Below are 23702 nucleotides of genomic sequence, written 5' to 3'. Positions count from 1 at the left end.
AGCTTATAAGTTTGTGAGGTAATGGTTTTGTCCGGTAAGAAAATAGTATCTAAAACAACAACTGTCGGCATAGTCGTTGGTGACTATGTTGTTTTAGCAGCTGATAAGAGAGCTACTGCGGGTTCGCTAGTTGCTCATAAGAGAGTGAAGAAAATTATTAGGATAGACGACTATATTGCAATGACTATTTCGGGTCTTGTAGCTGATGCTGAAATCATTGCTGAGCAAGCTAGGTTTATTGCGAGGAAATACAAGCTAGAACTAGGAAGGCCAATTAAGGTTTCAGCATTAGCATCTAATTTATCAATTATATTGAATGCTTATCTGAGAATGTCGCCCTACATAGTCCAGTTATTGTTGGGCGGATACGATGATAATGGACCACATTTATTCTATATAGATCTATTCGGTAGTTTGAGCGAAGAAAAATATATGGCTACCGGTAGTGGTTCTCCAACAGCATTCGGTGTTCTCGAAGAAGAATATAGGAGTGATCTAAGCTTAGATGAAGCCAAAGAATTAGCGTTCAAAGCAGTATCAGCAGCTACTAAGAGAGACGGATTTAGCGGTGAAGGCGTTGATATAGTTGTTATTGGTCCAAACACATACGTTGAGGAAACAAAACTATTCAAACGATCAATTATAGCAAAATAGAAACTAATACGTATAAAATTTTATTTTATTCATTACTAACAGTCAAGTTTGGGCTCTTCACCTATTTTAGCTTCAAATATTTCAGTTTTGTTTAGTAATGAGGATCGATGAGTTTGGGAAGAGTAATCTATATAAGGATAATAATATTTATGTATCGATTGAGACATAATTTGGAATAATAAGTTGTTTTAGTTCTTGGTTTATGGGTTCATCTTTGTCCACATACTAGACTGTGTGCAAAGTTGATCTTGTCAAAACATTACAGTGTGGTGTTCTAGTTGTTGAAAAAGATCATGCTTGATCGTGGCAGAGCAGAACTATTGAAGAGAATACTGCGAGAGATACCTCCGGATTTGGTCTTGACAAACATAGAGTTTGAAGGTCCGGAGATAGTATTGTATGTTAGGAATAGGAAAGCCATAGCTAAGTATCTAGACTTGGTCAAGAATATAGCTAAGAAAGTGAGGAAAAGAGTTGTTATAAGAGCTGATCCAGATGTCAGATTGCCTCCTGAAAAAGCTAAAGAAAAAATCTTGGAGATTGTGCCGAAGGATGCTGGTGTTGATCCTAATGGTATAGTGTTTGATCATACGAGGGGAGAAGTATGGATTAAAGCTGAAAAACCTGGTTTAATAGTTGGTAGAGGATCATATATTAGACACTACATATTAGCAGAAACTGGGTGGAGACCTGAGCCTCAGAGAGCTTCCCCGCTTGAATCAAAAGTGTTGAAAGTAATAATGTCTAATTTATTAAAGGAGAGCGATTATAGGCTTAGGTTTCTCCGAAAACTTGGGGAGAGAATACATAGGGATGTTATTTTTAAGAACAACTATGTACGTATAACGGCTCTCGGCGGATTTATGGAGGTTGGTCGATCAGCTATACTTGTGGAGACTCGTGAAAGCAGGGTATTACTTGATCTAGGAATTAATGTTGGTGCAGGTACAGATTATGATAGAGCTTATCCATTCATTGATATTGACCAATTAAACTTATCCGAACTAGACGCTGTTATTGTTACTCATGCTCATTTAGACCATATAGGACTAGTTCCCCTTCTCTACAAATACGGGTATCGTGGACCACTATATGTTACTAAGCCTACCAGGGAATTAATGGTGATAATGATTAAGGATTTAATAGAAGTTACACAGCGTGAAGGCAAGTATTTACCATATAGTGAGAAAGACTTAATGACTACTATACTTCACACAATACCTCTTGAGTATGGTGATGTAACAGATGTTGCTCCAGACATCAAGGTTACCATGTATAATGCTGGACACATCCTGGGTTCAGCCATAGTTCATCTACACATAGGTATGGGTCTTCATAATATAGTATATACTGGAGACTTCAAATATGCTCCCACAAGGCTTCTTAATAGAGCAGAGGATAAGTTTCCAAGAGTTGAGACCTTAATTATGGAATCAACTTATGGTGCTACACGTCAGCAAAGTAGGAGGGAGGCGGAGGCTGAACTTATAAGAATTGTTAAGAAAACTATTGAGAGAAAAGGAATTGTTTTGATTCCAGTATTTGCTGTTGGGCGTGGACAAGAAATAATGCTTGTACTAAACGATGCTATCAGTAAGGGTCTGATACCAAAAGTTGATGTATTTATTGAGGGATTAGTTAATGAGGTAACAGCTATTCATACACAGTACCCGGAGTATTTGAATAGAAACATTAAGGAAATGATTTATAGAGGAGAAAACCCCTTTACAGCAGATTATTTCCACATAATAGAGAGTGGAACTGCTAGGCCAGATATTGTTGAAACAAAGCCATCAATAATACTAGCTACAAGCGGCATGTTAACCGGGGGACCTGCAGTAGAATATTTAAAGCTCATAGCAAGCGATCCAAGGAACAGCCTTGTATTTGTAGGTTACCAAGCCGAGGGGACTCTTGGTAGGAGAATTAAAGATGGTATGAGAGAGCTTCAAACAGTTGTTGATAATAAAGTCGAGATTATAAGGATTAATCTCGAAGTCTACAGCATAGATGGTTTCAGTGGTCACAGTGATCAAAGCGAGCTGTTAAGATATGTAAGAAACATTTCTCCAAAGCCTAGAAATATTATACTTAACCATGGAGAACCCTCGGCGATTATGACTCTTGCTCGATTGGTATCAAAGATTATAAGAAATCCGAGTACTGGTTATGGAGCCAATACGATGGTTTATACACCACATTTACTGGATTCTATACATTTAACTGCTCGTAGATAATGTGTTATACCTAACCCTATATTTCTAAAAATATGAGAGGATGATGTTTATGCATAGAGTACTTTACCCTGGAAGGTTTCAGCCGTTCCACAAAGGTCATTTACGAGTTGTTGAGAGGCTGCTTAGAGAATTCGATGAGGTAGTTATAGTTATTGGTTCTGCCCAGGAAGGATTTACATGTAATAATCCATTTACTGCTAGTGAAAGAATAGAGATGATAGATTATGTTCTTAAAAATAATGGTATAAGTAGGGACAGGTACTGGTTAATCCCTATCCCCGATATACGTATGCCTCTTGCTTGGACAACATATGTTTTATCCATGGTGCCTCGCGTAGATGCTGTGGCATCTGGTAATCCACATGTTGTTAAGATATATGATTGGATTGGTTTTAAGACTATTAAGTTAAACCTGTTTAGTCCAAGCGAGTATAATGGAACAATTATTCGGCGTAGAATATGTAATGGTATGGAATGGAAAAATCTTGTTCCGGAACAAGTTGCTAGATATATTGAGTCAATAAATGGTGTTGAAAGAATTAGGGAGGTATGTGGTTGTGGAGATCATAGAGATTGATGGTAGTATGGGTGAGGGTGGCGGACAGATTTTAAGGTATAGTCTTGGATTCTCAGCTGTAACGCTTAAACCTGTTAGAATATATAATATACGTGCTAAACGTAGTAATCCAGGACTTAGACCACAGCATTTAACAGCTGTAAAAGCATTACAAATGATTACTGACGCTGTTGTTAAGGGGGCTAAAGTTGGTAGTATGGAGATATATTTTGAGCCTAAGAGGCGGAAGCCTGGAAATTATAGATTCAACATAGGAACTGCTGGAAGTACTACGCTTGTTATTCAAGCGATTCTACCAGCTCTCCTATTCAGCAAAGGATATAGTAGTGTAGAAATAATTGGGGGCACAGATGTTCCTTGGAGCCCTCCAATAGATTATATGAGATATGTATTCATATATAATTTGAGATTCTTCGGTGTAGATGTCGAGATAGAACTGTATAGGAGGGGACATTATCCTCGAGGCGGTGGCCGCGTTGTTCTTAAAGTTAAACCATTACTTGGAAAAATGAAGCCTATAAATATTGTTGAGAGAGGAAAACTGATCAGTATTTATGGTATAAGTCATGCTGTAAGATTGCCTCGACACGTAGCTGAGAGACAAGCACGTAGTGCAGCAACTGTGATCCGTGAAAAATTAGGTGTTGAACCCAACATACTTATTGAATCATACCCACCAGGCAGAGATCCGCATTTAGGTCCTGGAAGCGGTATAGTATTATATGCTGACGTAGAAGCTGGTACTCGTTTAGGAGGCGATGCTCTTGGTGCAAGGGGTAAGAGAGCCGAGATCGTGGGAAGGGAAGCTGCTGAGAAGCTTATAGACGAGCTTAGTAGTGGTATGGCTTTTGATAGTCATATGGGTGATATGCTTATACCATACATGTTCTTGGCTGGGGGTGAAAGCATTGCTGGGGTTTCTAAGCTTACAAATCATACTTTAACAGCTATCGAGGTCTCAAAGATTTTTCTGCCGAATTCTAAGGTAAGTATTGTTGGGAATAAGGGTGAGAAAGGAATAATTAGGATTCATGGTGTAGGGCTTTCTCCATAAGCTTGTTTATAAGGATCATTTTCAATTTATCGAGATTATATTCCTTCTCTGCAGATATGAGCAAAGGTTCTTTCCCCGTTACTTCTTTGATTCTTATACATTGTTTTTCAAGGTATTCTCTAGGGGTTATATCGATCTTGTTAATAGCGATAATCATTTCTTTATCTCCTAGAAGCTCCTTTATATCATTATAGACGCTGAGTTGTTGTTCAAACGTATAATAGCTCTGTGGATTTACATCGAACAAATATATAGTGATATCAGCTAAGTGTTTTAAAGCAAGCACGGCTTTGTATTCTATAGGGTTCTTTCTATCTAATGGTCTATCCAGTAATCCGGGTGTATCAATAAGTGTTATTTTACCATATGGTTCTACAGTGATATGACCAGCTATTATTGTCTTGGTTGTGAAGGGGAATGGGGAAATCTCCGGTTTTGCATGTGTAAGTTTTTTGAGTAGAGTAGATTTTCCTACTTGAGGCATTCCAGCAATTATTACTACTAAGTCGCCAGTTATATCTGGTAATTTGGAGATTTCAATTATTGATTCTTTGATCGCAATTATTAAATCATTATTTCTCCTATAAATAGATAATAATCTGCCAATACCTGCTTTGAAAGCTCCAACAATTTCTTTCCCGGTTAAACCAGTCTTGATCTGTTGTTTTGCATCATTATATATTCTTGTAGCAGTATGTTTAAGCATAGTGAATCTCTTAACAAGATCTTTAGGTGTCTTCTTAGTTTTAGCCATGAATAATTCTTTGTAGAAGGGATGCATTAATGATATTGTTTTGAGAGCTTCAATAATTTTCGTTAGTTCTGAATCAATAATATTATATACAATTCCAAGTTTTACTAGTAATGTATTTCTTAGTTGTAGAAACTTATCTTTCCTCTTTATCTTTGGAGGGGGCGGTATGGATGCTGTTTTCATTCTACTATTAACTAAGTTGTAAAGCTCGCTGTAAGTTTTAATATAGTATTTCTTTAATTTCTCAGGTTTCATTTCTTTTCTCACAATATTTTTCATTTCTTAAATGTTCTAATTAGTTGGTGGCTAATTAATTATTGACTTATTAACTTATCATTGTTAAATTAAATTTCTGGTAAGAAATAAGGAGGGTTTAAAATGGTTTTGTCTAGTAATGTGGTTTATTGATTGATTAAAACAATTATTTATTGTATATTGCTGGTTTCAACGATATTATTTTCTTCGCTGTTTTCAATAGTCTTTTATAGCTTGTTTCACTTATGTTGAATATTTCTGTTATCTCTTTTTGTGGCGGAAATTTTGTTTTTTGAATATAATAGTAAATCATATATGCTAATGCATATTTTCCTCTGTCGCTCCTTGCTAGTGTTGCTGGATGAGTCTTTTCTATATATTCTATTCCTTTTTCTACCTTATCCCACAGGTTTTTCTCTGTTATGTTCTTTTCAGCTTTAATTGTTGCTATTGATTTTATTGTTTTGATCATTTTTCCTGTTTCAAGTATTTTTGAATAATCTATTTCTAGCCAAGGCTTGTTTTTAACAATGTTTTGAGCGGTATTGTAAAGACGTATGTGATACTTATATTTTTTAAGAATATGGTTTTTCTTCGGATAAGTTTTTAGTTTCACTTCGCGCCATTCAACAACATCTTCTCTCTCCCTACTTACTCCATAATCATATATTTTATCAACTACTAATCCACACTTACTACAAACTACCTCACCGCTCTCATAATCCCATATCAATGTTCCTCCGCATACTGGGCATTTATGTGTCAACATATACACCTCTACGGGTTTTATTTAATGTTGAAAACAGACTATTGCCGAGTCTCTGTATGTTAGTGGTCTCGGGGAGTAGGCCGAAACTATTCTAATTAGTGAGGATTAGGGATGGGGAGAAGGGATATAGTATGTATGGAGTTGATGTTTTAAATATTATTTCTAAGAATGTTTTTAATACTCTATGATTATTCATAGTATTTGATAAATGGTTTTCATAGCTGTCTTTAATGGTGTGTTTGCTATGAGTAGTTTGCCTGGTACAGTATTGGGTATTAAGGCTGTTAACGGAGTAGTTATTGCTGGCGAGAAAAGATTAACTTATGATGGATACGTGTTAAGCAAGAATACTAGAAAAGTCCACCCAATAACTAAACATGTAGGTATAGGTTTTGCTGGATTAGTAGGCGATGCACAATTCATTATTCGTGCTCTACGGATGGAAGCTGAAAACTACGAGTTACAGCTGGGACGTGAAATACGTGTTAGAGGGCTTGCTAAAATATTATCACTAATACTTTACTCATACAAACTTGCCCCACTCATGACCGAGGTTGTTGTGGGGGGATTTGATGAGAAAGGTCCACAAATATATGTATTGGATCCTGTTGGTAGCTTGATAGAGGATAAATATGTTGCTTTAGGTTCTGGAGGACCCATAGCACTAGGCATTATTGAGAAAGAATATAGAGAAGACATAGATGTTGATGAAGCAGAAAAACTCGCGGTCTCAGCTATACGTGAAGCTATTGAGCGAGACGCTGTATCTGGTGATGGAGTAGACGTATTGAGGATCACGGAAGAGGGTTATTCTCTGAGAGAATACATGTTTAGAAGGGAGACTAGCTAGTGAGTATTGTTTTTGATTATAGAAGAGCTGTTAGGATTCAGAGAGCTCTTGCAGAGAAAGCTTTTAAGTCTATAGAGAATATTGGGAGAATCGATCTCGACAAGATAAAGTATGTTGTAGGTGTTGATGCTGCTTATCATAAAGGTTTAATGTATGGTGTCGCTGTTCTCCTAGATTTTTCAAGTGGAAACGTGTTAGAGCATAGTGTTGTTATTAAGAAGCCTCCAATACCATATGTTCCAGGGCTTCTCGCCTTCCGCGAAGCACCTGCGTATATTTCAGCTGTTCTAAAGCTTAGGCATGAACCAGATATTATATTTGTTGATGGACATGGGTTATCTCATCCCAGAGGACTAGGTATAGCTACCCATATAGGGTTAGTACTGGATAAACCATCGATAGGTGTGGCTAAGAAGAAACTATATGGTGAAATAAGAGAAATTAATGGCGAAAAATACCTTGAAGCACATGGAATGATTGTTGCCAGAATAATCAAGCATAAAGGACAAGAACTCTACATAAGCATAGGGTACAAGATAACTCTTGAAGACGCATACTTATTAACCACAAAACTATTAACACCTAAGTATAAGTTGCCATTACCAACAGCCATAGCTGATCAATTATCTAAGAGAATAGCGCATAGAAAGAAATAGTTTATAAAAACAAATTAATAAATTATGAAAAATGAATTACTACCTAGAATCTCCACGAGGTCTTCATGGGCCCGTAGCCTAGCCTGGATAGGGCGCCGGCCTGCGGAGAATAGTAGGGTTCGTGGCCAGCCGGAGGCCCCGGGTTCAAATCCCGGCGGGCCCGCTTCTAATAATTAATTTTTAGGGGAGAAGCGATCAGAGCTCCGCCGTTATCCTCACTCATCGGCTCCAAAGATCTTCATCACTGTTACTAAAATAATTATTATTGGCGAATACACATTTATTATTCTTAGTGATGAAAACCTCCGACCCCGAACAGCTACTATTGATTGGATAGCTGGTATGTGGAGGCCCTGCGAAGCTGATTAAGAATAGCATTCTCTAAGAATTCTTCTTAACGCAACTACTCTATGTGCTAGACGGATAGGTATGTTTAGAGTATTAACGAGATCTTCGGGTTGAAACTCTGTTTGAACATTTAGTTCATACTCTACTAACTTATCGTATAAGTCTTCTGGCACAGTATATGTTGATATACGTGTTCTCCTAATTATTACTACGAAGTATGTTTTACCTATTTTTAACACGTGGGTTTTACCTGTTGTACAACAATTAAACAATAATTTCTCAATAAATCTCGCATACTCTTCTTTAATAACATATTTTTCTCCTCGTTTCTCCACAATATTATTTTTAGCCAACCACCATAATGCTCTTTTTATAATTTGTGTTCTAACACCAACGAGTTTTCTCAGCTCTTCTAATGTGAGGCCTGAATAGGTATGAATATAGTATATGAAGGGTATAAGCCACGGACGCTTGGTTATTAATGTTATAATTATAGCTTTATCGCTTATCTCATTGTTTTTACTCATATAACAGCACCTTTTAATTATTTATTATAGGCCGCTAATATAATAATATAATAATATCACGTCTTAAAGGCGATCAGTTATGGAGTATAGAGTTAAGAATATGGAATTGGCTGAGCAAGGCAAGTTAAAGATTGAATGGGCTGAAAACCATATGCCGGTATTGATGCTTTTGAGGAAGAAATATTCTGGATCAAAACCGCTTAGAGGATTAAGAATTGGTGCAGTACTACATGTGACTAAAGAAACAGCTGTCTTAATGAAAGCTTTAAAGGATGCTGGTGCAGAAGATGTAGTGTTAGCTGCTAGTAATCCGTTATCGACACAAGATGATGTAGCTGCTGCATTAGTAGAGTATGGTATAAGGGTTTATGCTTGGAGAGGTATGAGTAGCGAAGAATATTATTGGTGTATAAACCAAGTGGTTAAGAGCGATCCTGATATAGTATTGGATGATGGTGGAGATCTGCATGCAACTATTCATAGGGAACACTTGGATTTAGCTGATAAAATAATTGGTGGAACAGAGGAAACAACAACAGGTGTTATAAGGCTTAAAGCATTGGAGAGAGATGGATTATTGAAATACCCTGTTATCGCTGTTAATAATGCATATACTAAATACTTATTTGATAACAGGTATGGAACAGGGCAGAGCACATTTGATGGAATACTTAGAGCTACAAATATACTAGTTGCTGGCAAAGTAGTTGTTGTAGCAGGTTATGGATGGGTTGGCAGAGGAATAGCTATGCGTGCTAGAGGACTAGGTGCTCGCAGAGTAATTATTACCGAGGTTGATCCTATTCGTGCATTAGAAGCAGTATTTGATGGATTCGAGGTAATGCCTATGATTAAAGCAGCAGAAGTTGGTGATATATTTATTACTGCGACAGGCAACAAGGCTGTTATTAGAAAAGAGCATATAGAGAAAATGAAGGATGGAGCAATACTAGCTAATGCCGGCCACTTCAACGTTGAAATATGGATACCTGATCTAGAATCCTTATCAATGAATAAGAGAGTGATTAGACCCAATGTTACAGAGTATAAGCTAAGAGATGGTAGGAGAATATATCTATTAGCTAAAGGTAGACTAGTAAACTTAGTAGCAGCAGAAGGTCATCCCAGCGAAGTAATGGATATGAGTTTTGCAAACCAGTTCCTAGCTGTAAAATACTTATATGATAATAGAGGAAAGTTACCGCCAAAAGTTTTCAATCCGCCACTAGAACTAGATAGAAGAGTTGCTAGATTAAAACTAGAATCGATGAATATAGAGATAGATAAGCTCACAAAGGAGCAAGAAGAATATCTTAAATCATGGACTCTTGGAACATAATATCATAATTGAGAAAAACGGATAACATATAAATCCCCCAATAATATTTAACTAAATAGAGAAGATGGGCACCGGGGGCCCGTAGCTCAGCCAGGTAGAGCGCCGGGCTCATAACCCGGTGGTCGGGGGTTCGAATCCCCCCGGGCCCACATACTTTTATTTGTTCGTGATTGATGATAATCATTTTAATAGATCGGCAACGTATTAGCTTAATATTTTTAGCTTAATAGAATGCATCATAAACTATTTTACTATCTATATAAATAGCTGGATCTAAGCATTACTTTCTAAGTAAATGAATAAAGAAACTTCCGAGAGGTCTGCAGTGGTTGCCCGCCATCTGCATTACCCGAACCATAAATATCATGGGGTTTATAGAGTGAACCCAACAACCATAATTTCCAAATTAACCATAGTATCTAGATAAGCGAATAGTCTTTTTTGGTCAATGGAACTGTGTTGTAAAGGAATTCCGATTTGTAGTCTGACAAATAAATATAAAATTACATGTTATTTCTTAATGTTTTGCAGAATGTATTTAAATGCTGCATCTGCTGCTTTTGCTCCTTCAGCGGCTGCTGTAATTATTTGTTCGAATCGGTACTTGCATGGTCCTCCAGCAGCATCTCCCGCTACATATACTCCTGGAAGATTCGTTGATTGATCAGGCCCTACTTTTGCATAACCATATTCATCTGTTTCTACTCCAATTTTCTCGAAGAACTCTCTCGGCGGTATAAGCCCTATTTCAACAAAGACACCGTCTACTTCAAGTATTCTCTCATCACCTGTTGCTCTATTGTATAGTTTTATTGCTCTAACTTTTGTATCCCCAATTATTTCTTTGATTATGGTATTTGTTATGAATTCTATTTTTGGATCCTGCTTAGCTCTCTCAACATATGCTGGGAATGCTCTGAATTGTTCTCTTCTATGTATTACGTATACTTTTGAGGCTAGCGATGCTAGGTATAATGCTGATGAAAAAGCCGAGTTGCCTCCTCCGACAACCGCTACTACTTTACCTTTAAACAATGGTCCATCACATGTTGCACAATAAGAAATTCCTCTACCAGCTAATCTGTCCTCGCCTGGAACACCCAGCTTTCTCTTCTCACTACCTATTGCATAAATAACTGTGTATCCACAAATAGTTCTCCGAGTAGTTCTAAGCTCTACACACCAAAGATTGTTTTTCCTAATCATATTAATGACTTCATCGATTATAATGGGGACATTATATTTCCTAACATGTTTAACAAATTTATCGACTAATTCATTACCTGGGATCTCGGGTAATCCCGGGTAATCATCTACAATGGGAGCTTCAGTTACCAAGCCTCCTAAAAGCTTTGTTACTACTATTGTTTTTAACTGGTATCTTGCAGCATACAATGCTGCAGTTAATCCAGCAGGCCCCCCACCAACGACTACTACATCATATATTTTCTCCTCTTTCTTCGAAGGTGTCGGAATAATACCTGTTAATCTAAATCGAACGCTATTCGTCATAATCTCACCTCGCTTTACGTACCATATTAAATCCCTACGCATTTATTTAGACAATCTCGTATTAAATTAACGTTGTAGAAACTATTTGATTGAAACAGAAATATTAGTATATTTTATTTCCTATTCATTTAGATCTAGTACTTTCTCAGCAATATATGTTGCGTGATCACCTATACGTTCTATATGTCTTGCTAATATTGTTTTTGTGGCGAAGTATTTAGGTACTTTTTCCATTTCTTTAAGTTTCTTTAAATAATTAATGTAGAGGTTATCGAGTTTATTATCCATATCTAAAACTTTTCTTGCCATATCAGTATTGTTTTCTATAAAGCTTTGAATGGCTAGTTTAACCATTTCAGTAGCCCATGCGAATCCTTCTCTGAGATCATTGAATGTTTCGTTTGTGAAGTTGTCAATTATATTGTCTATTCTACTTATTTCTCCACAGTATCTGCTAATTCTATAAATGTCATAATATACATTAATATAAGCCTCGACTAGTCTTAGTTCTTTACCTAGTGGTTGAAATCTTGCAATAAATACTAATGATTCAATGAATGCATCATGTCTAATAATCTCAATGGTATTGATTAATTCCTCAATACTTTTCCTAATATCTCTCCTAATATATTCATTGGGTTCGCTAAATAGTTTACCGGTATAGTCTAGTATTTTATAAATAATATCCTTCATATCATTGAGTATTTTAACTAGTTTATGAAATTCTTTATCGAGATATGTGTTCAATCTATATCCCTCCTGTTAGGAATTTCTGTGTAAGTTCGTTTTGTGGATTGATAAGTATTTGTTTTGATGGGCCTTGTTCAATTATTTTGCCCATGTATAGAAATGCTATATAGTCGGAAATACGTGTGGCTTGATGCGGTGAATGTGTTACCATTATTATTGTTAACTGGTTTTTAAGTGATACTAGTGCCTCCTCTATTTTCCATGTATTGACAGGGTCTATGTTAGCGGTGGGTTCGTCTAGTAGGAGTATTTTTGGTTTTAAAGCTAATGCTCTTGCAAGGCATAGTCTTTGTCTCTGTCCTCCACTAAGCTTTGAGGGGGGATCATGTAGTCTATCCTTAACTTCATCCCATAGCATTGCAGTTTTTAATGCCCATTCGACTATCTTATCTAGTTCTTTTCTATTCTTTGCAACACCGTTAAGCTTAGCTCCTAATGCTACGTTATCATATATGCTTAAATGGGGGAAGGGGTTTGGTGTTTGAAAAACCATTCCTATATTTTTACGTAACATATATGGGTCTATACTATAGATATCCTTGCCGAATACATGGACCTTGCCTTCAACTCTAGAAAATGGAATGAGATCTATTAATCTATTTATTACTCTTAACAACGTGCTTTTTCCCGAACCACTTGGACCCATAATTGTAAATATAGAGTTTGCTGGAATCTTCAAGTTTACATTATCAAGGATCTTTTTTCCTCTAATAAATACATTAAGCCCATTTATTTCTACAGCATATTTCATAGTTCCACTCTCTTCACAAACGCTCTTAGAGTTATGAATAAAACGAGATATATTAACAAAAGCACTAGGGCCGCTCCCCAAGCGACTCTATGGTATATTTCATAAGGTGTTTGTGCAAATTCATATATTAGTAAAGGTATACTGTCTATGGGTTGATCCAATCCTCTAAAATATGTATATTTACTACCACCTATAGTGAATAGTAATGGTGCTGTTTCTCCAGACGCCTTTGCTAAACCTATAAGTATACCTGCAACAATACCTCTACGCGCAATACCTATGAAAACATGTATTAACGCCTTAAATTTGTCTAAGCCTAACCCATATGCTGCTTCACGATATGTCCACGGAATAGAGGATAAAGCTCTCTCAACATATGTATACATATATGGTAAAGCAACTATTGCTAAAGCAAACGCACCTGCTAGAGCCGAGAATCTCCCCATAGGTATAACCATTAATGTATATATTAAGACACCGATGAGAATTGTAGGTATCTCCACAAATGACCTAGTTAAAACTCCTACTAACCTACCTATAATACTATCAGGGTATTCCACCGCTAATACTGCAGTAAAGAATGCCAAAGGCAGTCCTATAACTATAGTTGTAGTTGCTAATAATAATGTTCCTATTAGTGAGGGTCCTATACCACCTATACTAGTTGATAATGGTGATGGAGGCAAATTATATAGGAAACTTATTCCAGCCTCTAATAATGTATTACCACCATTAACTATGATTGAGGCTATGATTAAGAATAACGGGGTTAATGCTATAATTGATAATGTAATTACAATATACTTAAACAACTTATCTAATACGAATCTCTTACTAGAACTCTTCAAACTGTTTCCTCCACCTCCCTAGAACATATAAACCTATAGTGTTCAATACCACGCCTACAAGTAATAATATAAGTCCAGCACCGTAGAGAGCATTCATCATGTAATGGTAGAATCCTGCATTGCCGAACTGATTAGCTATTAGTGATGATATAGTATAGCCTGGTGCGAATAGACATGTTGTTAATGAGAAACTATTACCTATAGTCATTGAAACAGCTATAGTTTCACCAGCAGCTCTTCCAAACCCTAATAAAATAGCTGCTATTACTGCTGGCTTGATCATTGATAACATTATTTTGACATATTCATAACTAGTTGCTCCCAAAGATAATATTGCTTCTCTATAAGTTAGCGGAATATTTTCATATGCTTCTCTTATAATACTCGTAATAAATGGTGTTATCATTATAGCAAGTATAACTCCTGCTGTAAATATTGTTAGGGGCGACAATGGGTTACATGAGAAAAACGGTATAAACCATAAATATCTATGAATAGGCAACATTACATAGTCTCGTAGTATGGGTGCGAGTACAAAGGCTCCCCATAAACCATATATTACTGTTGGTAAGCCAGCCATTATTTCTACTAGGTTTATAAATAAATCTTTCACATTATATGGTAGGAACTCATTTATGAATATTGTTAGAGCAATGGATAATGGGAGAGCAATTATTAACGCTATTAATGAAGTATATATTGTTCCAACTATTGGTGATAATATTCCATAATATTCTAGGGAAGGATTTGTCTCTGATGGTTTCCATTCATTTGATAAAATAAAATGTATTCCTTCACGTAGAAATATGGGTAATGAATTCTCTGCTAATGTTTTAAATAATAATATAAATAAAGCTAATATAATACCCCCGAAGGGAAGTAATGAGTAAAGAAAAAGCTTATCTTTTCTAGACATTTTTCCCTTCATATACACAATATCACCCTCAGCCTTCAATCATGTTGATGGATTTTAACGCGATACCCTTGATCTCATCTGGTACTGCTACATAGCCCTCAATAACATGTTTTGAGCCCTCAGTATAGATCCACTTAATAAAAGTCTTTATAGCATCGGCTTTCTCTTTGTCATCATAGTGTTTCCACACGAATATGTGGGAGAATGCTGTTATTGGGTAAGAATCTTTGCCTGGTGCATATATTATTGCATCTAGCTCCTTGCTAAAGTCTCCATCTGGGCTATCTGGTATGAGTCCTGTGGTGAGCGCATATTTTGCAGCTGATTGAATAGTTGTTTTGGAAGGTAATACAAATACTCCCTCCTTATTCATTACTGCCGCAATGGGTAAATTGTTTTTAAGAGCATACTGATACTCGATATAGCCTATAGAATATTTTGTATTAACCACTACGGCTGTAACGCCTGGATTACCCTTACCACCAATACCTCTTCCTGTTTTATCTATAGGCCAATCTATTGTTTTACCTACTAGCTCTTCAGGCCATATATCTGGTGCTGATTTATGTAGAAAGGTTGTAAAAATTTGTGTTGTGCCACTAGCATCTGAACGATGAACTACTATTATTTTTTGGTGTGGAAGCCTATCGGCTATTGCTGGATTAAGGCTTTTTATATGTGGATCGTCCCAATATTCTATCTCTCCCTTATATATTAAGGCTAAAATTTCGCCGCTAATGTTTAAATGTATGTTTCTCGATATTTCCGGTACATTATATGTTACTACTACAGCTCCAAGTATGGTTGGCAACTGTAATACTTTACCCTTATATTCAAGCCATTTCTCGTGGCTGAGAGGAGGATCGCTTCCACAAAAGTCTGTTAAGCCCTTAAAGAACTGTTCTTGTCCGGCACCGCTGCCTATGCCCTCATAATCCACTATAATATTGTTTTGCTCATTCATGAACTCCTCGATCCATTCTTCGTATAAGGGTAAGGGAAATGTCGCACCAGATCCTCTTAGATACACTTTAGATTTTTCTTCCTGAACTGTCGTTGTGCTAAGGCTTGAATTGGTGTATGTGTTGGATATGTAAACATTATAGATTAAGAGGGATGTCATAATTAGTACAGATATAACTGCGATCATCGCTATTGTTTTACCTTTAAACATTTCTCATAGATCCCCCATATTACCATCAAATTATATTTACTACTACATAATCTATATAAAAATTACCTATTTAGTATATATTGAATATAGAGTTATTAAGCAAGTATATACTTATATATATGAACTAATATATTATACAGTAGAAGACAACTAGGTAGATTTGAGGGATTATTACATGAGTAGGATGATCAGGAGAAGGATCCAGGTAACAGGGGGGTCAACATTTATAGTATCTCTACCCAAGGAGTGGGTGAAAAATGTAGGATTAACTCCTGGTTCAGAAGTTCTCATAGATATTCTGCCAGACTACAGCCTCAGAATTACCCCCTCACATAGAAAGTCTAGGCGAGAGGTCAGGGTTAAGGAGATCGAGGTGGGTCAAGACAATATTGATAGTGCTATAATAGAAATTCTATCGGCATATCTAGCTGGTTACAATATAATAAAGATTAGATACAGAGACATAAGCATCAACGCTTTAACTAGGATAATAGATAAAGTTAGAAGTAAGGCAATAGGGCTCGAAATACTCGATGAAAAATCCAATGAGTTAACATTGTATTCTATAGTGGATACTTCATTACTCACCATAACTGAAGCACTAGAGAAAATGGCGAATACTACTAGATCAATGTTGGAAGACGTAGAAAGAATACTTACACGGTATGATGAAAAGATTCTTATAAGCATTGTTGAAAGAGATGAGGTTGTAGATAAGCTTTTCCTGTTAATCACGAGGCAACTAAACCAGTTATTATTAGGTGAATTAAGTCCCTCCAATTTAGGCTTAGTAGCCTTGCCGGAGGCGTTATATATGATCATATCAGTTAAAAGTATTGAGAGAATAGCAGACCATGCCGTTCTAATTTCTGAAATTATATTAAAGAATAATGGAAGAACGCTTTTACCTGATCAAATAGTTGAGCTGTTTAGCAAAACAAAGGAACTATACATAAATGCGATTAAGGGACTTAAGAGTCTGAATAAAAAATATGCTAATAACGTTGTAACGTTGTTCAAAGAATTGGAGAAGCTTGAAGAGAAAACTAGACATAACCTTATTAATCCTTTGGGGTTCCCCGAAGCCAACTTAATACTTGACAGCATAAGGAGAATTAAGGCTTATAGTCTCGATATAGCTGAATCAATAATTAATATGATAACAATAAGAGAATACATACGTACCTAGAAGCATTACTTTTAGCATATATTCACTTAATCCTAACAATAGTATTCCTAAATAAGAATATTAACATGAACATGTCAATTGCTAAACTACCTATTAACAATATAATTGAATAAGTATTGTGAACTATAAAGATATAAAAAGGATAATAAAAGATTATCTAAGTGAATCATGAGTTTCAAGGTGGTATCATGGAATATGTTGAAATAAGAAATACTGGAATTAAGATTTCTAGGATCGGGCTCGGTACATGGCAATTTAGTGAGGCATGGGGTGTTACAAATTATGAAGACGCCAAAAAAATTGTTGAGAAAGCGTTAGAGATGGGGATAAACTTCTTCGATACTGCGATGGTTTATGGTAATGGTATGAGTGAAGAGTTTCTTGGAAGAGCTCTTAGAGAGCTCAGTGTTAAGAGAGAGGAAGTATTTATTGCTACTAAGATACCCGGTGATTTCTTAACGCCTGAGGACGTATTTAGATCGGTTGATAAATCCTTGAAGCGTCTTGGAACAGAATATATTGATCTATTACAGCTTCACTGGCCACCATGCTGGCATAATCATCCCACATGTCCATATATGAGAGCTTTAGAGAAATTAGTTGATTTAGGCAAGGTTAGGTTCCTAGGTGTGAGTAATTATCCAGTTAAGTTATTAGAGGAAGTTAGGAGTTGTTTATCGAAAACAGACATTGTCAGTATGCAGTATAGATATAATTTGATTGAAAGACAAGCAGAAATAGAGCTAATACCTTATGCGGAGAAGAATAATATGATATTTCTACCATGGAGCCCATTATCTAAAGGAGCATTAACTGGAAAATATAGTCTCGATAATTTGCCGGAGTTTCAGGATGTGAGACATAGGGATCCAATCTTTCATCCGGAAAACTTCAAAAAAATACAGCCTCTAATTGATGCGTTAAAACAATTATCTCAGAAATATAATAAATCACCTGCTCAAATATCGTTGAACTGGATGATAATGTACAGTAAAAACATTGTACCAATACCTGGAGCTAAGAAACCTGAACATGTAGTGGATAATGCTAATAGCGTTGGATGGAGACTTAGCTATGAAGATTGGAGATTACTAGATGAAATAAGTAAGGGTATTAGAATATCTTATGCTACATGGTATCTCTACTGAGAAGATACAAGATAATAGCAGTTAAGCCTACAGGAGGCAATGAGGAATCAACACCTTTTACTCTGACAATACGGGTATTTAATAATTCTTTTTTGCTTGGTTCTTGGTCTCCACCATTTATAACTAGTGCTACACTGCTTTTTTTCAGATTATTAATTTCTATTTCTTCTCCTCTTTCATCCAGGTAGTATACCTCACTAATTCCTAAAACCTCTATTATATCATTAATTTCTGGAAGTACTATCAAGGATTTCTTCTGTCTATACGCTATCTTATATGCTTCAGGAACACCTATTTGAGCAGCCGCACCAACCGGTTTTATTATTATGGGTTGGTAATCATGGAATAGAAAAACAGTTTTAACGAAGTCTATTATTCTCTGCACACTTGATGGCGCATATAATGCTACGAATCTCATGTTTATATATCACCTCTATCAAGTTTTTCAACAATATACTCAGCTATAGCTTTTGCTAAGGGAACTGGAACTGCTTCTCCAACTAAATTATATTGTTCATCTCGTCCCCCAACAAATATGAACGTATCTGGGAAACCCATTAGGCGAGCTTGTTCTCTAACAGTTATGAATCTGTTTTCATAGGGATGGATAAATCGAGAACTTCCAAGAACCGTGGGCGCTATCTTGTTTGGATTTAAACGTATAAGATTGGGTAATCTCCTACGTGCTCCTTCATAATATATCATTGCCTGACCCCATTTGAGCCTAGAGATTCTCTTAAGTTTTCTTAATGGTAGGGGAAAGGGGTCATGATTAGGTGGATAACCTGTACCGGGTTTGGGGAGACCCTTGAAAGCTTCTCCTACAGTGATTCTATGTTTTTGTTTCTTAGGTTTGATAGGTATGTTAGAAATGAAAACTCTTAGTCTATGACTAGGTGTTCCATAGTCTTCTGCTCTCAATATGTTAAAATAAATTCTATAACCTATTTTTTCAAATTCTCTTCTCAGAACATATTCTAATCCATCATCCATTATTGCTGGAACATTTTCCATCACAAATACTCTTGGCTTAAGAAATCCTACTATCCTAATATAGTGGAGGGTTAGTTGTCCAGCTGGATCCTTATATAGTCTATCTATGGGGTTTTTCTCACGCTTGGGATTGGCTCCAGTAAAGGGTTCGCAAGGAGGACTACCTATGACAACATCTATTTCTTCAGGGTCAATAATTTCTATTAGGTCATCGTTTCTTATCCGCTTAATATCCTCCATGATAACAATTGAATCGGGAAAATTAATTTTATATGTCTGTGCAGCTGGCCTAAAATTATCTATTCCAAGAACTGATCTAAATCTATTTGTTAAGATAAATCCTTCAGCAAAACCTCCTGCACCACAAAATAGATCAATGAATTTATAAGTGTTTTTCAATACTAAGCTGCACCGATCCTGCTTAGTTCATCTGTTATCTCTTTGATCTTTTCTTCTAAAATTCTTATTTCCTCGCTATTATCATATTCTATTAATTGTTCGCCGTCATATGGACACAGGAAATCGTTTTCGAAGGCTTCATCGAATGTATATCTTCTACCACATAATGGGCATTTTAGGAAAGTATTGTTTTTCTCATAGTTTAGCCTGATCAATAGTTTTTCTCTAGTTTTCTTTAGTCTAGCGATAAGAATACCTTCTATTTGATCAATGTTTAGTATCCATAAGTGCAATGTTTTATCACCTACTCTGCCAGTTTTGTATCTCAGGATAGCTTCGTCGGCTAATTGTTGAAGTATTTTTCTTGCTTCATTAGATTTCATACCAATATCTTTTCCGAGTGTTTCCTCAGCTACTATTCCACCTGATCTTATTATGTGTAGTAGTACTTTTTTGGCTTTTTCACCATACATTCTTGCTATTAGGTCTATTAATATGTCTAAATAATATTTTTCTCTAGGACTAATCTTTAGTGCTTTCTCCTTCTTCTTCCTCGGCAATCTTTTTCACCTTTTTACCTCTTGGTGATGGTACTATTATTAATTTAGCGTTTGGAAAGGATAAATGTAGTTCTTTACCCATATAGAATCTATCGAGAAACACAGCTAAGGCAGCAACTTCTGAGTGTGGTTGATGACCTATAGCGACATTATAGTCTGCTACTTCGTAAAAGAAGGGTGGTACTTTTTCGGCGCCTACAACTATTAGTATATCTTTATTAAGCCCTCTGATCTCATCTATTACGTCATCAATGTGTAAGCCATACATTGTTAAATGAACGACAATCCCTCCTCTACGTTTCCACTCCAATACGTATTTACGAGAATCAACTCCGGCATCAATATATAGATTGCCTCCCCATCTCTCCATGACTTTTTTTATGGATCCTATAACTTTTTCATCAATAACATCTCCAAGAATAAATCCGTGGGCACCAAAGGCTCTGGCAACTAATCCTACATGAGTAGTAATTCTTTTATCTCTGCCTGGTCTGTGACCATATCTTAGAACGTAGATTTTCAATACTGTATCCTCTTATTATTTCTTTTAAAACATTTAATAGGTATCTGATGTTTTTACCGTTAATCGCTGATATAGGTACTATAACATTGTTTCCATCAATATATTTTTCGACAAGCCTTATTTTATCCATGATTTCTTCTTCGCTATTTAAGAGATCTATTTTGTTGAGAGCTATTATTATAGGTATTCCGTGAACCCCTATTCTCTCAAATATTCTCCTAGTCTCAACCATTTCCTTAATTATTGCTTCACTACTCTTTGATGCATCGATTACATGGATAATTATGTTTGAATCGATTATTTCTTCTAACGTAGCATAGAATGCTTCTATTATTTCATGAGGTAGATCTCTGATAAAACCTACTGTATCAGTTAGTATCATTTTTAAACCATCAATAATTATTGCTGATGATTTTGGAGATAATGTTGTAAATGGTTCTGGACCAGCTGGTTTAAGGTTATGTGTTAATCTATTGAACAAAGTTGTTTTACCAGCACATGTATATCCTACAATTGATATATGCGGATACCCCATTTGTCTTCTATGTTCCCTTCTCCTACTACGTATGCTCCGTAACTTCTCCAATTCTCTCCTAATTCTAGCTTCTCTTTCTCGCATCATTCTATAGTATTTTTCATAACCATACCTACCTGCTCCAAGGAATCCATGTAGTTCTCCTAGTTTTGCATATCTAATAGTTTCTTTTATCAATGGTAATTGATGTTTAAGTTTTGCCAATTCTATTTGTAGCTTAGCTTCTTTACTGCCAGCGTGTTGCGCGAATATTTCGAGAATTAATAGGATACGATCAATTATTTCTTTCCGGGTCTCCCTCATTAAATTTATTATTTGGGAAGGCTTAGCTCTATCCATCAATATGATCTTCTGCGAAGAAGAATTCTTTACTATATCAATTTTGTTAAGAGTTAAATAATATTTGGAATTTGGTTTTCTAATCATTACTACTTCGTTAATTTCTGGATAAACTGTTTTGATCAGAGATAGTTCCTCATCTAAGAATTTCCTATATTTATATGGTATAACTACATCTACGCTCATACCGATTGTATCCCTTCATTATCAACTATTTTTTCTTCTTAATCTTTATGAAATCCCCGATAGTGTAGTAGTCTTCTTCATTATCTGTTGAAGTAATAGGTTCTTCAACTATTGGTTCTAGAAGTGTTATCTTAAGTACTTTCTCAAGTCTTCTAGCGAGTTCTAAGCTGGGCTTTAATCTTCCAGCTTCAATTCTCTTAATAACATTTTCTTTTTCCCTAACCTTCTGGGCGAGAACAGCTTGTGTCCATCCAAGTCTTTGACGAGCCCTCCTGATTCTTTCAGCATAATCTTCTACGATATCATATGATTCCTCTAATAGTCTTCTAGGTATTCTTGCTCTTACCCATTGTGTTCTAGATGTTTTCTTTACAGTCCTCTGTATCGGTTCAACCACTTCTTTAACTTTGCCTTGTTTCATCAGTCTTCTATAACATTGCGGACATACACGGAGCACAGCATTGTCTACAACAACCGTTTTACACATTCTCTCATCAGGCACTTCTCTACCACATATTTCGCAGTAACACGGCAATATATTGTTCACCTTACATATTTTAATAAAATCAAGGTGCTATTAACTACTATGGTTTTTAGGGGTATTAATCTTAGATATACATAGTTGGAGATGAGAAGATATGAGTAGTGATGCTAAAAAAGTTTTTGAAGCAGAAATTGATGAGGAAGAATATGTAAGACTGCTTGAATCGAAAATTAGGTTCTTAGAGAGTGAACGCGATAAATTAATGATGAAGATTAGATTCTATAAATCAGAAATAGAGAAGCTATTGTCTCCGCCACTAATAGAAGCAGTTGTTGTAAATGTTCTAAAGGATGGAAGAGTTGTTGTTAAAAGCAGTACTGGCCCGAGCTTAGTGGTTAAGGTTTTAAACAGTATACCTTTAGAAAAGCTTAGACCAGGACAACATGTTGCTTTAAACAATAGAGGCTCAACTATTGTTGATATATTGCCTGAATACGAGGATCCTTATGTTAAATCCATGGAGATAATTGAAAGACCAAATGTGACATTCAAGGATATTGGTGGATTAAAAGAGCAGATAAGAGAATTGCGTGAAGTGGTTGAGCTACCACTTAAGAATCCAGAGCTTTTCGAAGAAATAGGAATTGAGCCTCCTAAAGGCGTACTATTATATGGTCCTCCTGGTTGTGGTAAAACTCTACTCGCGAAAGCAGTAGCTCATGAATCCGGTGCAACATTTATCAGTATTGTAGGCAGCGAACTTGTTCAAAAATTTATAGGTGAAGGAGCACGTATTGTACGTGAAGTTTTCCAGTATGCTCGTAAAAAAGCTCCTGCAATAGTGTTTATTGATGAAATAGATGCTATAGCTGCTCGTAGATTAGATATAGGAACAAGTGGTGAGAGAGAGGTTCAGAGAACACTTATGCAGTTACTAGCCGAGATTGACGGTTTTAAACCACTCGATAAAGTCAAGATCATAGCGGCAACTAATCGTATAGATATTTTAGACCCAGCTATTTTGAGGCCGGGAAGATTTGATAGATTAATAGAAGTTCCGTTACCAGACCTAAACGGAAGATATGAAATATTCAAAGTCCATACAAGAAAAATGAAGCTAGGCAGAGATGTTGACCTATACGAGTTAGCGAGGCTAACTGAGGGTGCAACTGGTGCAGAGATAAAATCAATTGTTACAGAAGCCGGATATAACGCGATTAGAAACAATAGGAAATATGTTATAAGGGAAGACTTCATTTATTCAATCAAGAAAGTTATGAGCAAGAAGAAAATAAGAGATAAGAATACGGAGTACTTGATGGATCGTTTAGAGAAAGATTATTCTAGATACATGCTTCAATAAATAATTATATTC

The 23702-nt window shown here is 36.1% G+C and carries 25 protein-coding genes and 2 tRNA genes; 12 read left to right on the top strand and 15 right to left on the bottom strand.

Translation table 11 applies throughout. The features are described 5' to 3' along the window. Positions 1–21: 21 nt before the first annotated feature. The 4 genes from psmB (SMAR_RS04860) (at position 22) to rtcA (ending at position 4522) form a co-directional block, all read left to right on the top strand. On the top strand, positions 22–654 hold the full coding sequence (gene psmB, locus SMAR_RS04860) for an archaeal proteasome endopeptidase complex subunit beta (RefSeq protein WP_052833838.1): 633 nt from the start codon (positions 22–24) through the stop codon (positions 652–654). Positions 655–947: 293 nt separating this feature from the next. Then, entirely contained in the window at positions 948–2891 is a 1944-nt protein-coding gene (locus tag SMAR_RS04855; RefSeq protein WP_169696952.1) for a beta-CASP ribonuclease aCPSF1, read from the top strand. 49 nt (positions 2892–2940) lie between these two features. After that, a complete protein-coding gene (locus tag SMAR_RS04850; protein WP_011839226.1) occupies positions 2941–3468 on the top strand; it encodes a nicotinamide-nucleotide adenylyltransferase in 528 nt (175 codons plus the stop codon). Next, positions 3449–4522 carry an RNA 3'-terminal phosphate cyclase gene (rtcA, locus tag SMAR_RS04845; protein ID WP_052833837.1) on the top strand — a complete coding sequence of 358 codons (1074 nt, stop codon included), beginning with the start codon at positions 3449–3451 and terminating at the stop codon, positions 4520–4522. The genes SMAR_RS04850 and rtcA overlap by 20 nt, the downstream gene beginning before the upstream one ends. On the opposite strand, the gene SMAR_RS04840 is transcribed toward rtcA, so the two are convergent. Both SMAR_RS04840 and SMAR_RS04835 read right to left on the bottom strand, forming a co-directional pair. Beyond that, the gene (locus SMAR_RS04840; RefSeq protein WP_244372327.1) at positions 4491–5531 is read right to left on the bottom strand and encodes an NOG1 family protein; all 1041 of its coding nucleotides are present in this window, start codon (positions 5529–5531) and stop codon (positions 4491–4493) included. The genes rtcA and SMAR_RS04840 overlap by 32 nt on opposite strands. Positions 5532–5697: 166 nt before the next feature. Next, complete coding sequence (locus tag SMAR_RS04835; RefSeq protein WP_244372325.1) at positions 5698–6300, bottom strand: TFIIB-type zinc ribbon-containing protein; 603 nt, start codon at positions 6298–6300, stop codon at positions 5698–5700. 244 nt (positions 6301–6544) lie between these two features. On the opposite strand from SMAR_RS04835, the gene psmB (SMAR_RS04830) reads away from it, so the two are divergent. The 3 genes from psmB (SMAR_RS04830) to SMAR_RS04820 all read left to right on the top strand — a co-directional run bounded on the left by psmB (SMAR_RS04830) (position 6545) and on the right by SMAR_RS04820 (position 7969). Next, complete coding sequence (gene psmB / locus SMAR_RS04830) at positions 6545–7150, top strand: archaeal proteasome endopeptidase complex subunit beta (protein WP_052833836.1); 606 nt, start codon at positions 6545–6547, stop codon at positions 7148–7150. Further along, positions 7150–7806, top strand: coding sequence for an endonuclease V (locus SMAR_RS04825; protein WP_011839221.1), 657 nt, complete (start codon positions 7150–7152; stop codon positions 7804–7806). Before psmB (SMAR_RS04830) ends, SMAR_RS04825 begins: the two co-directional genes overlap by 1 nt. Before the next feature lie 67 nt (positions 7807–7873). Further along, positions 7874–7969 (top strand) — tRNA-Arg (locus SMAR_RS04820). A gap of 202 nt (positions 7970–8171) precedes the next feature. Here the strand turns inward: SMAR_RS04820 and SMAR_RS04815 are convergent. After that, positions 8172–8681 (bottom strand): hypothetical protein, encoded by a 510-nt coding sequence (locus SMAR_RS04815; protein ID WP_011839220.1) that lies wholly within the window; start codon positions 8679–8681, stop codon positions 8172–8174. A gap of 79 nt (positions 8682–8760) precedes the next feature. Between SMAR_RS04815 and ahcY the strand changes: the two genes are divergently transcribed. Together ahcY and SMAR_RS04805 are read left to right on the top strand one after the other, a co-directional pair. After that, the gene (gene ahcY / locus SMAR_RS04810) at positions 8761–10020 is read left to right on the top strand and encodes an adenosylhomocysteinase (RefSeq protein WP_011839219.1); all 1260 of its coding nucleotides are present in this window, start codon (positions 8761–8763) and stop codon (positions 10018–10020) included. 75 nt (positions 10021–10095) lie between these two features. Continuing rightward, positions 10096–10169, top strand: a tRNA-Ile gene (locus SMAR_RS04805). Positions 10170–10530: 361 nt separating this feature from the next. Here the strand turns inward: SMAR_RS04805 and SMAR_RS04800 are convergent. The 6 genes from SMAR_RS04800 to pstS form a co-directional block, all read right to left on the bottom strand. Then, positions 10531–11532, bottom strand: a complete 1002-nt coding sequence (locus tag SMAR_RS04800; protein WP_011839218.1) for an NAD(P)/FAD-dependent oxidoreductase — start codon at positions 11530–11532, stop codon at positions 10531–10533. A gap of 120 nt (positions 11533–11652) precedes the next feature. Then, positions 11653–12279 (bottom strand): phosphate signaling complex PhoU family protein, encoded by a 627-nt coding sequence (locus SMAR_RS04795; RefSeq protein ID WP_011839217.1) that lies wholly within the window; start codon positions 12277–12279, stop codon positions 11653–11655. Between the two features lies 1 nt (position 12280). Further along, positions 12281–13033: a phosphate ABC transporter ATP-binding protein gene (locus SMAR_RS04790; protein WP_011839216.1), complete on the bottom strand. Its 753-nt coding sequence runs from the start codon at positions 13031–13033 to the stop codon at positions 12281–12283. Further along, the gene (pstA, locus tag SMAR_RS04785) at positions 13030–13881 is read right to left on the bottom strand and encodes a phosphate ABC transporter permease PstA (protein ID WP_011839215.1); all 852 of its coding nucleotides are present in this window, start codon (positions 13879–13881) and stop codon (positions 13030–13032) included. Before pstA ends, SMAR_RS04790 begins: the two co-directional genes overlap by 4 nt. After that, positions 13868–14809 (bottom strand): phosphate ABC transporter permease subunit PstC, encoded by a 942-nt coding sequence (gene pstC / locus SMAR_RS04780; RefSeq protein ID WP_011839214.1) that lies wholly within the window; start codon positions 14807–14809, stop codon positions 13868–13870. The genes pstA and pstC overlap by 14 nt, the downstream gene beginning before the upstream one ends. 16 nt (positions 14810–14825) lie before the next feature. Beyond that, positions 14826–15971 (bottom strand): phosphate ABC transporter substrate-binding protein PstS, encoded by a 1146-nt coding sequence (gene pstS, locus SMAR_RS04775; protein WP_011839213.1) that lies wholly within the window; start codon positions 15969–15971, stop codon positions 14826–14828. Between the two features lie 175 nt (positions 15972–16146). Here pstS and SMAR_RS04770 point away from each other — a divergent pair, with 175 nt between their 5' ends. After that, entirely contained in the window at positions 16147–17160 is a 1014-nt protein-coding gene (locus tag SMAR_RS04770) for a phosphate signaling complex PhoU family protein (RefSeq protein WP_011839212.1), read from the top strand. 188 nt (positions 17161–17348) lie between these two features. Further along, positions 17349–18308 carry an aldo/keto reductase gene (locus SMAR_RS04765; protein ID WP_011839211.1) on the top strand — a complete coding sequence of 320 codons (960 nt, stop codon included), beginning with the start codon at positions 17349–17351 and terminating at the stop codon, positions 18306–18308. Here SMAR_RS04765 and SMAR_RS04760 read toward each other — a convergent pair. The 6 genes from SMAR_RS04760 to SMAR_RS04735 are packed head-to-tail and all read right to left on the bottom strand — an operon-like array spanning position 18289 to position 22378. Further along, the gene (locus tag SMAR_RS04760; RefSeq protein ID WP_011839210.1) at positions 18289–18726 is read right to left on the bottom strand and encodes a RecB-family nuclease; all 438 of its coding nucleotides are present in this window, start codon (positions 18724–18726) and stop codon (positions 18289–18291) included. The two genes, SMAR_RS04765 and SMAR_RS04760, sit on opposite strands and share 20 nt — an antisense overlap. Before the next feature lie 2 nt (positions 18727–18728). After that, positions 18729–19700, bottom strand: coding sequence for a DNA cytosine methyltransferase (locus SMAR_RS04755; RefSeq protein WP_011839209.1), 972 nt, complete (start codon positions 19698–19700; stop codon positions 18729–18731). Between the two features lie 2 nt (positions 19701–19702). Continuing rightward, positions 19703–20260 (bottom strand): transcription factor, encoded by a 558-nt coding sequence (locus SMAR_RS04750; RefSeq protein ID WP_244372322.1) that lies wholly within the window; start codon positions 20258–20260, stop codon positions 19703–19705. Next, the gene (locus tag SMAR_RS04745; RefSeq protein WP_011839207.1) at positions 20223–20783 is read right to left on the bottom strand and encodes a tRNA (cytidine(56)-2'-O)-methyltransferase; all 561 of its coding nucleotides are present in this window, start codon (positions 20781–20783) and stop codon (positions 20223–20225) included. Before SMAR_RS04745 ends, SMAR_RS04750 begins: the two co-directional genes overlap by 38 nt. Beyond that, the gene (gene hflX, locus SMAR_RS04740; protein ID WP_011839206.1) at positions 20737–21843 is read right to left on the bottom strand and encodes a GTPase HflX; all 1107 of its coding nucleotides are present in this window, start codon (positions 21841–21843) and stop codon (positions 20737–20739) included. The genes SMAR_RS04745 and hflX overlap by 47 nt, the downstream gene beginning before the upstream one ends. A gap of 25 nt (positions 21844–21868) precedes the next feature. Continuing rightward, on the bottom strand, positions 21869–22378 hold the full coding sequence (locus SMAR_RS04735) for a multiprotein bridging factor aMBF1 (RefSeq protein ID WP_011839205.1): 510 nt from the start codon (positions 22376–22378) through the stop codon (positions 21869–21871). A gap of 103 nt (positions 22379–22481) precedes the next feature. Here SMAR_RS04735 and SMAR_RS04730 point away from each other — a divergent pair, with 103 nt between their 5' ends. Beyond that, on the top strand, positions 22482–23690 hold the full coding sequence (locus SMAR_RS04730; RefSeq protein ID WP_011839204.1) for a proteasome-activating nucleotidase: 1209 nt from the start codon (positions 22482–22484) through the stop codon (positions 23688–23690). Positions 23691–23702: the final 12 nt, after the last annotated feature.

Source organism: Staphylothermus marinus F1, from assembly GCF_000015945.1.
In the GTDB taxonomy this organism is placed as follows: domain Archaea; phylum Thermoproteota; class Thermoprotei_A; order Sulfolobales; family Desulfurococcaceae; genus Staphylothermus; species Staphylothermus marinus.
This window is presented reverse-complemented; position numbering and strand designations above follow the sequence as displayed.

Coding starts and splice junctions, on each gene's coding strand:
- SMAR_RS04855 (WP_169696952.1), top strand. CDS start 948: ATGCTTGATCGTGGCAGAGCAGAACTATTGAAGAGAATACTGCGAGAG.
- ahcY (WP_011839219.1), top strand. CDS start 8,761: ATGGAGTATAGAGTTAAGAATATGGAATTGGCTGAGCAAGGCAAGTTA.
- hflX (WP_011839206.1), bottom strand. CDS start 21,843: ATGAGCGTAGATGTAGTTATACCATATAAATATAGGAAATTCTTAGAT.
- psmB (WP_052833838.1), top strand. CDS start 22: ATGGTTTTGTCCGGTAAGAAAATAGTATCTAAAACAACAACTGTCGGC.
- SMAR_RS04790 (WP_011839216.1), bottom strand. CDS start 13,033: ATGAAATATGCTGTAGAAATAAATGGGCTTAATGTATTTATTAGAGGA.
- psmB (WP_052833836.1), top strand. CDS start 6,545: ATGAGTAGTTTGCCTGGTACAGTATTGGGTATTAAGGCTGTTAACGGA.
- SMAR_RS04730 (WP_011839204.1), top strand. CDS start 22,482: ATGAGTAGTGATGCTAAAAAAGTTTTTGAAGCAGAAATTGATGAGGAA.
- SMAR_RS04835 (WP_244372325.1), bottom strand. CDS start 6,300: ATGTTGACACATAAATGCCCAGTATGCGGAGGAACATTGATATGGGAT.
- SMAR_RS04760 (WP_011839210.1), bottom strand. CDS start 18,726: ATGAGATTCGTAGCATTATATGCGCCATCAAGTGTGCAGAGAATAATA.
- pstC (WP_011839214.1), bottom strand. CDS start 14,809: ATGAAGGGAAAAATGTCTAGAAAAGATAAGCTTTTTCTTTACTCATTA.
- SMAR_RS04840 (WP_244372327.1), bottom strand. CDS start 5,531: ATGAAACCTGAGAAATTAAAGAAATACTATATTAAAACTTACAGCGAG.
- SMAR_RS04850 (WP_011839226.1), top strand. CDS start 2,941: ATGCATAGAGTACTTTACCCTGGAAGGTTTCAGCCGTTCCACAAAGGT.
- SMAR_RS04800 (WP_011839218.1), bottom strand. CDS start 11,532: ATGACGAATAGCGTTCGATTTAGATTAACAGGTATTATTCCGACACCT.
- SMAR_RS04770 (WP_011839212.1), top strand. CDS start 16,147: ATGAGTAGGATGATCAGGAGAAGGATCCAGGTAACAGGGGGGTCAACA.
- pstS (WP_011839213.1), bottom strand. CDS start 15,971: ATGTTTAAAGGTAAAACAATAGCGATGATCGCAGTTATATCTGTACTA.
- SMAR_RS04765 (WP_011839211.1), top strand. CDS start 17,349: ATGGAATATGTTGAAATAAGAAATACTGGAATTAAGATTTCTAGGATC.
- SMAR_RS04815 (WP_011839220.1), bottom strand. CDS start 8,681: ATGAGTAAAAACAATGAGATAAGCGATAAAGCTATAATTATAACATTA.